Raw genomic sequence first — 13,442 nt, 5'->3', positions numbered from 1 at the left:
CGATGATCCATACGGTACGTAATGTCGGCTATATTCTCCAGGCTGCGGAGTAGGCGTGCCGCGCGCCTGCATCCGGGCAGCATCGGCTGGCTGCTGCTGGTATTCGTCAGTTCGGCAATAGCGCTGTTCGCATTGCTTTACTGGCTCACCAGCGGTTACCTGCTTCATCAGGTCGACGAACGTCTGAATGGGGAGGTGGCGGAATTTCAATCGCTCGGCCGAGACGAGGCCATCGCAACGATCAGCGCACTGAGCCGCCGCGACGTTGCGAGCAGCCGGCCCTATGGCCTGTTCGACGAGAACGGCAGTAGGCTCGCGGGAAATGTCGATAATCTCCCGGCAGAGAAAGACGGTACGCCATTCGACTACGCGCAGGCGACCCGCGAGGGACCCAGCCGAGTGACAAGCCAATATCGCGGCATCATCGTGCCGACAAAAAGCGGCCTGAGAATCGTAGTCGGGCATTCGATCGATGAGATCATCGTGTTCGACCGGACGCTGGTGACAACGCTATGCACGGGCCTCGCGCTGACGATCCTGCTCGCGCTCGGCTGCGGCGCCGCGCTGAACAGGATGTCGAACCGGCGCATTCGCGCCATCAGCGAAACGAGCCGCGAAATCATGGCAGGCCAGCTCGACCGACGCTTGCCTACGCGTCATACGAACCACGATCTTGACCGCCTTGCAGGGATCGTCAACACGATGCTCGATGAAATAGAGCGACTCGTGAGCGAGGTCCGTGGTGTGTGCGCCGGCATCGCGCATGATCTTCGTACACCGATGACCGGCCTACGCGGCGGGCTGGAACGGGCGCGCCGCCGCTCAACTACGGTCGACGACTACGCCGAGGCAATTGACACGGCAATCGAGCAGTCTGACGTTGTACTCAATCGCTTTACGGCTTTGTTGAGAATTGCGGAAATCGAGGCCGGCGGACGACGCGCGAGTTTTGGTTCGCTCTTGCTCGATGTCGTACTTCGGGACGTGGTCGAACTTTATGAGCCGCTCGCCGAGTATCGGGGCTTGTCGATGAAGGTGCATGCGTCTGAATCAGTCGAGGTCATCGGCGACATCGACTTGCTGTTCGGGGCCATCGAGAACCTGCTCGACAATGCGCTGAAGTTTACGCCGAGGGGAGGGCAAGTCACGCTCGAGGTTTGGGCCGACAATGGTTTTTCCGCGCTGCAAGTTACCGACACCGGGCCGGGTATCGATGTGGGCGAGCGCAAAGCGGTGCTTCGACCGTTTTACCGCAGTGCGGGTGCACAAGAGCATATGGCGACGGGGCACGGTCTCGGCCTGAGTCTGGTTGCCGCAATCGCCCGCATGCACGGAGCCGACTTCGAGATTGGCGACAACCAGCCGGGATGCAAGATGTTGTTGCGTTTCAGAGGGAGTTGTCAGATTGGCGAGCGATGACGCATTGAGGCGGCCGACCTCCTTCGGTCAGCCGACAGTCGAATTAGCTAGATGGCCCTCCGCCTCAAGAGCGAGCTGCGGCCACGGAGTATTTTCTAACGATCGCGCAGGTGTTCGAGTGCAACGTAATTTTGCGCTCGTGCACCGTCGTCATGGACGCCGCCGGCGCACACTCCTTGGCTTGTATGCCGTGGAACATATTGCTTCCATCCATACCGGATCTCGGTATCACGAAGGATTGGTAGGCTTTGTTTCGACAGCATCATCTTAAGTTCGAACGAAACGTCAACGTTAACCGTTGGCGAAATCATGAAGGATCGGCGAATGCTTCCGCAAGAGTCTGGGCCATGTCGCTCTTTCATGTCATGCCGTCGCCCGCGCTTTCGCCTATTGCTCAGTGTTCGGGCATACGCGCGGGGACATCCGCAAGCTTGACGCCTGGGTTCTGCTGGGCTCAATGGACTGCAGGGGGCCGCTGCGTTGTTCCACCGGTTAGCCACCCGTGACGACTTCTCGGCAGGATTCTCCCCGATGGGCATAAGATGCTCCGGGAGATCGCAGTCGCCAAAACGAGGCTGTTTTCCCGCAGCCTCGAAGATGCCTGTCGCGATTTAGCCGATCTTCCTCGCGGCTTCCTTGGCCAGCAGTCTTTGCGCCTGGCGGTCGCCGCCGCCAGCTTCTTTTGCTGTGGTCGCGGCTGATTCAGTTGCTTCCGCCAGTGCAGCGCGTCCTGCGTTGCTAATGCTGACTGTTGTCGACGCCTGTGGAGCTGCCGTACTTGCTGCAGAGGTCTTGCTGGCTTCGGTCGTTGAAGACGTCGCGGGCGCAGACGCCGTTGAAACAGCACCAGTTGCCGGGGACGACGCGGGCTGGCTGAGTGGATTGACGTTCATTTAGCTATTCTCCTGGGTTGGTATGTTGCGGTAATGCATACGGTCTATCGGCGATTTCGGCTTCGTATTGAGCTGTATATTTTTTTATTATTGACTTCGCTTAAGCAAACCTTAAGCAAATATCGAGGCCAATGTGCTAATGCGATCGAGACAGGTTAACTCGTTAGGATCGGAAATTTATTATTCGATAGAAAAATAACTCATCGATAGTTGGCTTAAGCAATCCTTAAGATTTTTCCCGCAACAATGGCGAACCTCGAAGGAAGAAGGGTTGATTGCCACGGGTGCAATCAACCAGAGTCGCTCAATGCACTGGTTGCTTCGCGGCTGCTGTTGCGGGCTTCATGCGATTCATGCGCTTTAGTCAACTGGACTTCGCACCCTGCCTGAACGTCCGGGAAGCGGATTTCCATGCCGTGCATGGTGGCTACCGCATTCGCCAGGCTCAGCCCTAGCCCGTTACCGGGTGTATGCCGGCTGGCTTCACCGCGATAGAAACGTCCCAGTACGGCCTGACGTTCTTCAACTGAGATGCCGGGCCCGTCGTCGCGGATCGACACGCCGAAGCCGTTGACGTCGCTGAACAGGCACACGCAAACATGGCCTTTCGGGGGTGCGAACTTGATAGCGTTTTCTACGAGATTTGCGAGGGCCTCGAACAGCAGGCTGGGGTCTCCAAGCATCGGATAGGGCTCGGGCGATGACCGCTCCAAAACGAGCGAGATTTCCTTGTCCTCCGCAGCCGGCTCATACAGCTCTACGGCATCCAATGCCACCGCCGCAAGATCCACAGGCTCGAAACTCTCTCGCCGCACGCCGCTCTCGATCTCGGAGATGCGCAAAAGCGCATTGAAGGTGCGTAACATGCCACCCGCTTCGACGATCGTATGGTCGAGCGCGACGCGATATTCCTCTTTCGTCTGGGCGCGCCGTTGTGCCCGCTCTAGACCGGCTATCAGCCGCGTGAGCGGCGTGCGCAGGTCGTGTGCAATCGCGTCGCATACGCCCTTGACCTCGCGCATCAGACGCTCGATTTCATCGAGCATGCCGTTCACCACGCGCACCAGCCGGTCGAGATCGTCCTGCTTCGAACGCATGGGCAAACGTTGGCTCAGGTTGCCCGCGACGATTTCCTTGATGCTCGCGGTGACGGCATCCAGGCGGCGCACTGACCCCACCCCGATCAGCGCCGCGCCCAGCAACCCGACCACCAGCGTCAGCACCGCGGCGGAGAGCAGGGCGTGCAGCAGTTCTTCATCGAAGTGATCCAGCTCGCGCGTGTTCTGGCATTGAATCGCGACTCGGCCGTCCGGGAAACCCGCAGCGATGCAACGGCCCGGCGGGTTATGTTGCAGGCCATGCAGGCGCAGTGTGAATGGCGTGTCGAAAGCTGGAATAGCCGGGCGGTCGCCCGGATAGCCGCCGGCGAGATGACGGCCACTGGTATCGAAAAGACCGAACGGACGTTGGGCCTGCGGGTCGTACCGGTTCTGATTGTCGAAGCGGGCGACGAGAGCGTCCGGCTTCTCGCGGATCAGCTCTGCATGTTCGCGGCGCAGCCATTCGTCGACCCGTTCTGCCTCGAAGCCGGTGATCTCGACATACAGATAACCGAACAGGAGGATGGAGGCGAAGCCGAACATCGCAAGAAACAGCGTCGCGAGCCGGAAGCTTGTTGTGCGGTGGAGTTCAGTCAGGCGCACGAAGCAGGTATCCCGAACCGCGCACGGTGTGAATCATGGGTATCGATCCGGCGGGATCGAGCTTCTTCCTGAGGCGGCTGATATGGACGTCGATCACGTTGGTCCGCTCATCGAGCCGATAATCCCAGACCGCTTCGAAGAGCATCGTGCGGCTCACCACCTGGCCCTGGTTGCGCATCAGATATTCGAGCAGCCGGTACTCTCGCGGCAGCAAGGGTATGGGCCGCCCGGCGCAGGTGACCTCGCGCTTGAGCAAGTCGAGTTGCAGCGGCCCTGCGCGATACTCTTGCACGCTTGGCGGCGCGTCCCGGCGGCGCATCAGTGCATCGAGCCGCGCTGTCAGTTCGATGAACTCGAAGGGCTTGGTCAGATAATCGTCTCCGCCCGCGCGCAGGCCGCGCACCCGCTCGTCTACCGCAGACAACGCGCTGAGGATCAGCACCGGCGTGACTACGCCTGCGCTGCGCAGCGACGCGAGCATGCCGAGGCCCTCCAGGCCACCGGGCAGCATGCGGTCGAGCACGATCGCGTCGTAGGTGTTCGCGATCGCGAGCATTAGCCCGTCGCGGCCGGTCTGCGCGGTGTCAACTGCGCAGCCGTGGTCGGTGAGCGCCTCGACGATCTCGTCGCGCGTCTGGGGGTCGTCCTCGATAACGAGTACGTTCGGCATGCTGGCTCCTGTTCCGGTCCGCTCGGGCGGAACATCCGCTGCGCTCCGCCTGTAAACTGCCCTTTGCCACGGCAGTATGTCGTGTCCAACCCATCGGGCATTTCGCCTCAACATGAAAGAATTTTAATGCAAGTGCGCGAGGACAGCCCCTTATGCGAATTCTGGTGATCGAGGACGATGCTCGCGGTAGGCTGTTCCTGACCCGCGGGCTGGCCGAGAGCGGCCACATAGTCGATACCGCCAGCGATGGCGCCACGGGCCTTGTGCTCGCGCGCGAAGGGATCTATGACCTGCTGGTCACCGACCGGCTGCTGCCCGCACTCGACGGTGTGGATCTGGTCCGGCAGTTGCGCGCGGGCGGCGATGTGACGCCGGTGTTGATGTTATCGGCGGTCGGTGGCCTGAAGGATCGGGTGGACGGTATCCAGGCCGGCTGCGACGATTACCTGGTCAAGCCGTACGCGTTCGCAGAACTGCTGGCGCGGGTTGAGGCGCTCGAGCGCCGGAGCGGGAGCGGGAAAGGGAGACGGCGCACAGGACACGTGTGGTCGCACGCGGACCTTTCACTCGATACCCGGGCCAGGTCAGCCACTCGCGCCGGGCGCAACCTGAATCTGCAGCATCGCGAATTCCTGTTGCTCGAATGCCTGATGCGCCACGCCGGACAGGTCGTGACGAGGAGCATGTTGCTAGAGGCGGCGTGGAACTACGACTTCGAGCCGCGGGGCAATGTCATCGACATGCATGTGCACCGGCTGCGCGCCAAGGTAGACCGCAATTTCCCCACGCCGCTCATCCGTACCGTGATGGGCGCTGGTTACGTTCTGGACGGTTCTCCATGAAGCGACCCACGCCGCATTAAAGTTTTTTAATCATCGCGCGAAAGGCCCGACAGGACGGTCTCGTTACTCTTGCGACTTCACTGTCGCGAGAGTGCCCTCCATGTATGAACCGCCTCGTGCGGCCCTGCTGCCCAATATTTACCGCGCCGGCGCGGTGCATCCGGCATGTGCAATTGTGCTGACAGTGACGCTGCTGTTTTCCGGCTGTTCACTCGTCCCCGCCTACAAGCGCCCAGATGCACCGCTTGCCAAGCGCTTCGACGGCGCCGCGTCAACCTCACTCGCCAATACCACGCCGGTTCGAAGCGAATGGTGGCGCGCGTATCAAGATCCCGAGCTTAACGCGCTGGTCGAGCGTAGCCTGCAGAACAACTTCTCTCTGGCGTCGGCGGTAGCGACCGTCGAAGAAGCGCGCGGCAATGCAGAGAAAGCCGGTGCGCCGCTGTATCCGTCATTGACGTTTGGGGCAACCTACGACCGCAGTCATCAGGGCGGCACCGGCGGCAAAAGAGGCTCGACAGGAAGGAGCCAGAGCGCCTTTCTCGAAGCCAGCTATGAAGTCGATTTCTGGGGACTGAACGCGGCGAACGCAAACGCCGCAATGCTGCTCGCGCGTGCATCGGAATTCGACCGCGACACGGTCGCGCTGACGCTGACGGCATCGGTTGTGAACACGTACTTCCAGATTCAGTCCTTGCGGCGCCGGGTGATGCTCGCACGCACCATTTCTACTGACGCCGAACACATTCTTCAGTTGCTCATCGCGCAGAAGGATGCCGGCGTGGCGACGGAGTTGCAGATCCAGCAGCAGCGCAATGTGCTGGCCACGTTCCAGGCGAACGTGCCGGTCTTACAGCAGCAACTCGATCAAAACCTGCATTTGCTGGCTGTGCTTACAGGCAGTGCGCCCGAGCAAATGAACGTGGGCGAGGTGCAACTGAGCGCCATTCCAATCCCGGCGGTGCGGCCCAACTTGCCGTCAAGCTTGCTGGAAGCACGCCCCGATATACGCTCGAAGGAAGCGACCCTGCAGTCTGCGAACTACAGTGTCGGCGCGGCACGCGCGGCGTACTTTCCGACCCTCCTGCTCACGGCCGATGGCGGTTTGAGTAGCGGTTCGCTGTCACATTTCTTGACGAGCCCGTTTGCTAGCCTCGCGACCGCCCTTGCTGCACCGATCTTCGATGGCGGCGCCTTGCATGGCCAGCTTCATGCGAACCAGGCGGCCGTGACCAAAGGGGTGGCGGACTACCGGCAGACGATCGTGACCGCGCTGCAGGACGTTGAAGATTCGTTGACGGCCGCGCAGCAACAGCAGCTTGCGGAAGCTTTCGACCAAACCGCCGCCGACGCAGCGCGCCAGGCCGCGACGCTTGCCGAGGCGCAGTACAAGTTCGGCACAGTCGACTTCCTGACCGTACTCGATGCACAGCGCACGCTGTATCAGGCCGAGGACACGCTGGTGCAGACGCGGCTCCTACGGCTGCAAGCGTCGGCGGGTTTGTTCCGTGCTTTCGGCGGTGGTTTTGGCGTCACCGATTCCGCACCCCGGGCGTTTCCATCAAGTTCGCAATCGAATTCTGGCAACTCATGAAACAAGAAGACATTCCTCTGCAACCGGCGCCTCGCAGCCAGAACAAACGGTCCATGCGTGCACTGTTTATCCTGGCGATGCTTGTCCTTCTCGCGCTGCCTGGCTGGTGGCTGTGGCCGAAACATCCGGTCAGCGCGCCGGCCGCGGCCGTTCCGATCAACGCAGGTCACGCCACCTTGCTCGACTTCCCGATTCGCCTCGCGGCCGTAGGTACAGTCCAGGCGCTTAACACGGTCGATGTGAAGGTACGGGTCGATGGTCAACTCGCACGCGTCGCGTTCACTGAAGGGCAGGACGTGAAGGCCGCTCAGATCCTTGCGCAACTGGACCAGGGTCCGCTCACCGCGCAATTACGGCAGGCTGAAGCCGCGCAGCGCAAGGATCAGGCGAGCCTCGACAACGCTCGCCTGGACCTCGCCCGCTTCTCGAAGCTGGTGGGCATCGGGGCGGCGACAACGCAGAGCGTGGACACCGCGAAGTCGCAGGTTGAGTCGTTCGCGGCGAGTGTCGCAGCCGATGCCGCGCTGGTTCAGAGCGACCGGCTGCAGCTCGGCTTCACGACGCTGTACGCGCCGTTCACGGGCCGGGCCGGCGCGCGTGAGGCTGACCTTGGCGCGATCGTGCATCCGGGAGACACGACAGGCATCGTCACGGTCACGCAGATGGAGCCAATCGAGGTGCTGTTCTCCGTGCCGCAGGACAGCTTGTCCGACTTGCTCGCGGGCCAGGCAAAGGCCCCGCTGCCCGTCGATGTCACCACGCGTTCAGGAAACACGGCGCTTGCTTCGGGCACACTGGTTTTCATCGATAGTCTGGTCGATGCCACCACCGGCCAGATCAGGCTCAAGGCATCGTTCACGAACCAGGACCGCAAGCTCTGGCCGGGCGAACTGGTCAACGCCCGCGTGCTGCTGCGCACGGATAAACAACGCCTGGCTGTGCCCAGCCGTGCAGTGGTCAATACGCAGAATGGCTCGCAGCTTTACATCGTGGGTTCGGACGGGCGGGCGCAGTTGCGACCGGTGCAGGTCGGCGCCAGCGTAGACGGCGTGACGGAGATTCGCGGCGGCGTCACGGCGGCGGACCTGATCGTCTTCGACGGCCAGAGCCGTCTGAACCCCGGGGCGTCGGTTGCGGCGAAGGTGGTAGCGGCGACGCCCGACACGGCCGCTGACGCAGCCAACTCCGGCACCGTGGGCGACCCGTCATGAGTCTTCTCGAACGTTTCATCCAGCGTCGTATTGCGACGAGTTTTCTGGCTATCGCCGTGCTGCTTGTTGGCGCGGTCGCCTACTTCCTGTTGCCGGTCGCGCCGTTGCCGCAGGTCGACTTCCCGACAATCCAGATTGTCGCGAAGTTGCCGGGCGCGAGCGCGGAGACCATGGCGACATCGGTAGCAACGCCGCTTGAAAGGCAACTGTCGCTGATTGCCGGCATCACGCAGATGACCTCTTCGAGTTCGCTCGGCACAACCAATATTGCTGTCCAGTTCGATCTGACCCGCGACATCAACGGGGCGGCGCAAGACGTGCAGACGGCGATCAACGCGGCCGGCGGCACGCTGCCGAAGAACCTGCCTAATCCGCCGACATACGAGAAGGTCAACCCGGCTGACTTTACCTTGCTGTCGCTCGCGTTGACGTCACCCTCACTGACGCTCACCCAGCTTGACGGCTACGCGGAAGATTATCTGGCGCAGCAGATTTCGCAGATGCCCGGTGTTGGTCTCGTCGACTTCCACGGCCAGCAACGTCCGGCTGTGCGTATCCGGCTGGACCCCGACAAACTCGCAGCACGCGGCCTCACGCTGGAAGACGTGCGTTCGATCGTGGGTGTGCAGACAGTCAACGCGCCCAAGGGCAGCCTCAACGGCCCCGACCGCTCGATCGTTTTCAACGCGACGGACCAGCTCACCACCGTCGATGAATACCGCGACCTCGTGGTGGCTTACAAGAACGGCGCGCCTGTTCGCGTGCAGGACCTGGGCACGGTCGTGAGCGCAGCCGAAGACACGCAACAGGCCGCGTGGCTGCAGCACGAACGCGCGATCATTCTGGATGTGCACAAACAGCCCGGATACAACGTCGTCCAGACCATTGCCAACATCAACGCGGCGTTGCCCGCGCTTGAGGCAACATTGCCGGCCGCCGCGCATCTGCACGTGGTGGGCGACCGGACCCAGACCATCAATGCGTCCGTACATGACGTGCAATTCACCCTCATGCTGACGGTCGCGCTCGTGGTGATGGTGATCTTCTCGTTCCTGCGCAATCTCTGGGCGACCGTGATCCCGAGCCTGACAATACCGCTCTCGCTGGTCGCGACCTTCGCCGTGATGTACGTGCTGGGCTATAGCCTCGACAATCTCTCTCTGATGGGGCTGACTATCGCAGTGGGCTTTGTGGTCGACGATGCGATTGTCGTGATCGAGAACGTGATGCGTCACATCGAGGAAGGTGTGCCTAGAATGCAGGCTGCCTTGCTGGGTGCACGCGAGGTCCGCTTCACCATCATTTCGATGACGATCTCGCTGATCGCCGTGTTCATCCCGATCCTGTTGATGGGTGGGATTGTAGGGCGCCTGTTTCGCGAGTTTGCCGTAACAGTGAGTGCGGCGATCCTGATGTCGGCGGTGGTATCGCTCACGGTCACGCCAATGCTGTGCGGCTGGCTCATTCGCGCGCCTGGCACGGACGGCGGCCGGATGCACAAACTGGAAGCCTGCCTCGAGCGGGGGTTCACATGGACCGAGCGGCGTTATGAACGCGGGCTCGACTGGGTGCTTCGCCATCAGAAGATCATGCTCGGCGTGACCGTTGCAACGGTCATCGCAACTGCCGGGCTATTCATCGCCATCCCGAAGGGGTTTTTTCCACAGGAGGATTCCGGGTTGATCATGGGCGTGGCCCAAGCGGCACCTGATGTCTCGCCGCAGTCGATGGCGACGAAGATGCAACAACTTGGGTCTATCATCGAGGCTGATCCCGCCGTCGATAACGTCTACTACTGGATCGGTCCGAACCCGACCGTGAGTCAAGGCCGCGTGATGATCAACCTGAAGCCGTTCGGGCAGCGCGCGGACAGTGCCGGGAAAGTCCTGAACAGGTTGAAACCGAAGCTTGCTGCGGTGATCGGCATTTCGCTCGCCATGCAGGTGCGCCAGGATATCCAGGTGGGCGGACGGATCAGCGCGGCGCAATACCAGTACACGCTTCAGGCACCCGATGTCAGTGCGTTGAATCATTGGTCACAGGTGATGACACAACGTCTGTCGGCATTACCTGAACTGACCGATGTCACCTCGGACCAGCAGGCGTCGGCGACCAGCGCCACCTTGGTGATCGATCGAAGCACCGCGTCGCGTTTCGGCATCACGGCGCAAGCCATCGACGACACACTCTACGACGCGTTCGGCCAGCGCCAGATCGCAACGCTGTTCACGCAGCTCAACCAGTATCACGTCATAGAAGAAGTGGACCCGACGTTCCAGTTGACGGTCGATGCACTCGCGCGTTTGTACGTGCGTTCTCCGCTCACCAATGCACTCGTGCCGTTGAATACGCTCGCGAAAGTCGAGAACAACGTGTCGCCGATTTCGGTCAATCACCAAGGCCTGTTTCCCTCGGTGACCATCTCGTTCAATCTTGCCTCAGGGCAGTCGCTGGGCAATGCGGTGAACGCGATTCATCGAGCGGAGGTCGCCGCCGGCAAGCCAGATTTCCTCACCGGCACGTTCCAGGGAACAGCGCAGGCGTTCCAGGCGTCGCTGCAAAGCGAGCCTTACCTGATCGCTGCCGCGCTCGTGGTGGTGTACCTGATACTTGGCATCTTGTATGAAAGCGCGATTCATCCACTGACCATCATTTCGACGTTGCCGTCTGCAGGTGTGGGCGCGTTGCTCGCGCTCATGTTATGCGGCCAGGATCTGTCGATCATGGGCATGATCGGCATCATCCTGCTGATCGGGATTGTGAAGAAGAACGCGATCATGATGATCGACTTCGCGCTGGTTGCTGAAAGGGAACAGGGTTTGTCTCCCCACGATGCAATCCGCCAAGCATGCGTTCTGCGGTTTCGGCCGATCATGATGACGACGCTGGCTGCGTTATTCGGTGCTTTGCCGTTGGCGCTCGGGCACGGCGCGGGCGCGGAGTTGCGTGTACCGCTCGGCATTGCAATTGTCGGCGGCTTGATCCTCTCGCAGATGCTTACCCTGTTCACCACACCCGTAGTCCACCTCTGGTTTGACCGGCTCGCTCACTGGATCGACCGGAAGCGCGGAAGCGGGGTGGCGACGGAGCGCGTGCCGGTTCAATAGTGGATGTGGTACGCCTGCCGGCTCGTTAGTGACCGGTGCTGCGGCAAGTTATCCGGGGCTATCGTGACACCCAGCCGCGCCGGATCAGCGGTCCGAACAACGGCCGATACGCAAGCATCGCGGCTCGCACGACCGGGGCCGCGAACCAGTGGCCCGTGAGCCCACAAAGCCAAGCACTGATTCCCGAGACGAGCGCAGCCCCGGCTATATCGAAGGGGAAATGCACGCCGATATAGATCCGCGCCCATGCCATCGGCAGACCAAGAAGCGCGAGTACCCATCCCACGCGGCGTGCTTCGGGATGCATCAGCAGACTAAAGGCGACCGCCCATAGGAACGTCAGATGGTCGCTGGGAAATGATGAATCCGCTCCATGCGCAATCAGCGTATGACCCAGGCCAATCACGAAAGGCCGCGGATGCGGCCACGTCACGCCAATAATCTGTGCGACCAGCAAAGCTATCAGCGCCGACGCGCTTGCCTCGATCAGTCGCTGGCGCACGATGTCGTTTCCGCGCAGCCAGCACACGACAAGCGTGGCGGGCACGAGCCAGATCGCGTATTCGCCGAACAGCATGGCCAATGCCACGATGGCAGACCCTGGCTGAGTCGACGCGTTAATCAGCAAAAACAGGCTGCGGTTCAGTGCTTCCATAGCGGGCGATAGATGGGTGGATGATGGGTGGATGATGGGTGAGCTTATCGTCGCAGGCTTAGCTGAGGCTTATGGAAGTGGAAATGCAGGTTTCATTGTGTCGCAGGAAATGCGTGATGAAGACCTCGACACGCGGCATAACCGCATGCGCAAGCGCAAGCATGCTCGCCTGCAAGGGCTGATCACGCAGATAACAAGCTTGTAATCGTCGCGTCAGGGTGTAGCCACTACGCCTTGCACAAAATGAAGTCCTGCTCTTCACTGTTTCGCGGTGAAGAGCACGAGCTTCAATCATGGTGACTGGAGCCACATTCGACGAGGTTTGTTTATCATGAAAAAGTTTATCTGCGCAATACTGACTGCAGTTCTGATGGTTCCGGCCGTGTCGTTCGCGCAAACCACCAATGGTCCCGTCACGCGGGCCCAAGTGCGCGCGGAACTTGTTCAGTTGGAGCGTGCGGGCTACCAGCCTGCCAGCAAGCAAATTCATTATCCCGATGAGTTACAAGCGGCGGAGCAACGAGTGCAAGCGGCCAACAACATGAATGCATCGGAGAGCGGTGCGCACGGAAACAGTGCCGCAACAGCGGCTTCGGAATTACCGGGCCGTGATGCGGCGAACTAGGGCTGGGCGAACTGGCAAGAGGGTTGCGGGCCGCATCATTTCAGTCGATGCGGCCTTCGCGCTGCTTCAGAAAGAAGCCCCTGCAACTGGGGGCGCGCAATCGGCCCTTCGTCTGAACTGATGCGGGACGTTCAATTGACTGAGCGATTCCATTGCGACCCCTCGGTGAGAACTTTCATGACAGCGGAAAGTGAGACCTTTAGGCGTTACGTTCGGCAACCGGCTCGTAACAAAGGCGTTCGAGTTAACCTCGTCTTCGGTTTTCCCGAAGTTATAAAGAGAGCTCGCCACCACCCGGCGTGAGCGCTGCCACGCTCACAATCAACCCCCCTCCGTCGCGATTGCTCACATTAAGCGTAGCCCCGTGCCGCCCCGCGATGCTCGATGCAATCGCGAGACCTAGCCCACTACCTGACCCCTGCGCACCGGTACCGCGATAGAAGCGGTCGAACACCCGGTCCAGTTCATCGGGCGCAATGCCCGTTCCTGTATCTATGACTTCAACGCTCACACCCTTTGCATCGCGCGCGAGGATCACATCGACCTTACCGCCCTCGGGCGTATGGCGAATCGCGTTATCGATCAGGTTATTCAGTAGGATGCCCAGCGCATGTTCATCGCCCAGCACGACATAGTCGTCCGATGCATCGCGCGCCCGCTCCTCCAGCCCCAGATCGATACCCTTGGCCTCCGCCAGCAACGACAGATCGCTCACTGACCGCT

12 protein-coding genes are annotated in these 13,442 nt (G+C 60.9%); 7 read left to right on the top strand and 5 right to left on the bottom strand.

Features of this window, described 5'->3' with window-relative positions; translation table 11 throughout:
• Positions 1-21 precede the first annotated feature (21 nt).
• The gene (locus JWR14_RS35010; protein WP_299718644.1) at positions 22-1,419 is read left to right on the top strand and encodes an ATP-binding protein; all 1,398 of its coding nucleotides are present in this window, start codon (positions 22-24) and stop codon (positions 1,417-1,419) included.
• 611 nt (positions 1,420-2,030) lie between these two features.
• On the opposite strand, the gene JWR14_RS35005 is transcribed toward JWR14_RS35010, so the two are convergent.
• From JWR14_RS35005 to JWR14_RS34995, 3 genes are all read right to left on the bottom strand, one after another.
• The gene (locus JWR14_RS35005; protein ID WP_277044091.1) at positions 2,031-2,312 is read right to left on the bottom strand and encodes a hypothetical protein; all 282 of its coding nucleotides are present in this window, start codon (positions 2,310-2,312) and stop codon (positions 2,031-2,033) included.
• Positions 2,313-2,602: 290 nt separating this feature from the next.
• Positions 2,603-4,015, bottom strand: a complete 1,413-nt coding sequence (locus tag JWR14_RS35000) for an ATP-binding protein (protein WP_277044093.1) — start codon at positions 4,013-4,015, stop codon at positions 2,603-2,605.
• A complete protein-coding gene (locus JWR14_RS34995) occupies positions 4,002-4,685 on the bottom strand; it encodes a response regulator transcription factor (protein ID WP_277044095.1) in 684 nt (227 codons plus the stop codon). Before JWR14_RS34995 ends, JWR14_RS35000 begins: the two co-directional genes overlap by 14 nt.
• A 152-nt stretch (positions 4,686-4,837) precedes the next feature.
• Here JWR14_RS34995 and JWR14_RS34990 point away from each other — a divergent pair, with 152 nt between their 5' ends.
• The 4 genes from JWR14_RS34990 to JWR14_RS34975 all read left to right on the top strand — a co-directional run bounded on the left by JWR14_RS34990 (position 4,838) and on the right by JWR14_RS34975 (position 11,439).
• A complete protein-coding gene (locus tag JWR14_RS34990) occupies positions 4,838-5,527 on the top strand; it encodes a response regulator transcription factor (RefSeq protein WP_277044096.1) in 690 nt (229 codons plus the stop codon).
• Between the two features lie 100 nt (positions 5,528-5,627).
• Entirely contained in the window at positions 5,628-7,121 is a 1,494-nt protein-coding gene (locus JWR14_RS34985; protein ID WP_299718637.1) for an efflux transporter outer membrane subunit, read from the top strand.
• On the top strand, positions 7,118-8,332 hold the full coding sequence (locus JWR14_RS34980) for an efflux RND transporter periplasmic adaptor subunit (protein ID WP_299718634.1): 1,215 nt from the start codon (positions 7,118-7,120) through the stop codon (positions 8,330-8,332). Before JWR14_RS34985 ends, JWR14_RS34980 begins: the two co-directional genes overlap by 4 nt.
• Positions 8,329-11,439, top strand: a complete 3,111-nt coding sequence (locus JWR14_RS34975; protein WP_299718632.1) for an efflux RND transporter permease subunit — start codon at positions 8,329-8,331, stop codon at positions 11,437-11,439. Before JWR14_RS34980 ends, JWR14_RS34975 begins: the two co-directional genes overlap by 4 nt.
• Before the next feature lie 58 nt (positions 11,440-11,497).
• Here the strand turns inward: JWR14_RS34975 and JWR14_RS34970 are convergent, their stop codons facing one another.
• The gene (locus tag JWR14_RS34970) at positions 11,498-12,094 is read right to left on the bottom strand and encodes an undecaprenyl-diphosphatase (RefSeq protein WP_299718630.1); all 597 of its coding nucleotides are present in this window, start codon (positions 12,092-12,094) and stop codon (positions 11,498-11,500) included.
• 31 nt (positions 12,095-12,125) lie between these two features.
• Between JWR14_RS34970 and JWR14_RS34965 the strand changes: the two genes are divergently transcribed.
• Both JWR14_RS34965 and JWR14_RS34960 read left to right on the top strand, forming a co-directional pair.
• Positions 12,126-12,299: a hypothetical protein gene (locus JWR14_RS34965; RefSeq protein ID WP_299718627.1), complete on the top strand. Its 174-nt coding sequence runs from the start codon at positions 12,126-12,128 to the stop codon at positions 12,297-12,299.
• A gap of 126 nt (positions 12,300-12,425) precedes the next feature.
• Positions 12,426-12,719: a DUF4148 domain-containing protein gene (locus tag JWR14_RS34960; RefSeq protein WP_299718646.1), complete on the top strand. Its 294-nt coding sequence runs from the start codon at positions 12,426-12,428 to the stop codon at positions 12,717-12,719.
• Between the two features lie 271 nt (positions 12,720-12,990).
• Here JWR14_RS34960 and JWR14_RS34955 read toward each other — a convergent pair.
• On the bottom strand, positions 12,991-13,442 hold a 452-nt coding region (locus JWR14_RS34955; protein ID WP_299718625.1), incomplete at its 5' end, for a sensor histidine kinase.

The organism is Caballeronia sp. (genome assembly GCF_028292365.1).
In the GTDB taxonomy this organism is placed as follows: Bacteria; Pseudomonadota; Gammaproteobacteria; order Burkholderiales; family Burkholderiaceae; genus Caballeronia.
The sequence above is the reverse complement of the archived record's forward strand: the minus strand, read 5'-3'. Positions and strand labels throughout refer to the sequence as shown.